The 761-nt window shown below is 58.1% G+C and carries 1 pseudogene; it reads left to right on the forward strand.

Going from position 1 to position 761, the window contains the following annotated elements:
* Positions 1-761: pseudogene (locus ACTHUR_RS13620) on the forward strand (glycoside hydrolase family 65 protein); the annotation flags it as partial.

A 761-nucleotide genomic window follows, 5' to 3' on the forward strand; every position in this document is an offset into this window, starting at 1 on the left:
GGCAAGTATTGGACAAAGGCGTTTCAGACGACCGCTCCTACATTGCCACCCAAACCGTCGCCAATCCCTTCGGCGTGGAACAATTCATCGTCAACGCCGAGCAAACCTTCGCCGGCAGCTTCAAAGCCCTCGGCGGCAGTCAAACCGACTGGCAGGTCTCCAATTCTTTTGAAGCCGAAGTCGGCGGTACGCCCGAAACCTTTGAAAAACGCGTGATTATTACCACCAGCCGCGATTATCAGGGCTTGGAAGCGGTGAAAGCCGCTGGCCGCGCCTTGTCGGAAAAAGTCGCAGGCGTTGCGTTTGAAACTTTGCTGGACGCGCACAAAGCAGGCTGGCTGCACCGCTGGGAAATCGCCGACGTGGTCATCGAAGGCAGCGACGAAGCGCAGCAGGGCATCCGCTTCAACCTGTTCCAACTGTTCTCCACCTACTACGGCGAAGACACGCGCCTGAACATCGGCCCGAAAGGCTTTACCGGCGAAAAATACGGCGGCGCGACCTATTGGGACACCGAAGCATACGCCGTACCGCTCTACCTCGCACTGGCGGAACCCGAAGTTACCCGCAACCTGCTGCAATACCGCCGCAACCAACTGCCGCAGGCGCAGCACAACGCGCGCGAACAAGGCTTGGCGGGCGCGCTCTATCCGATGGTAACGTTTACGGGCATCGAGTGCCACAACGAATGGGAAATCACCTTCGAGGAAATCCACCGCAACGGCGCAATTCCTTACGCCATCTACAACTACACCAACTAC

The sequence above is a fragment of the Neisseria sp. P0021.S007 genome (assembly GCF_051956855.1).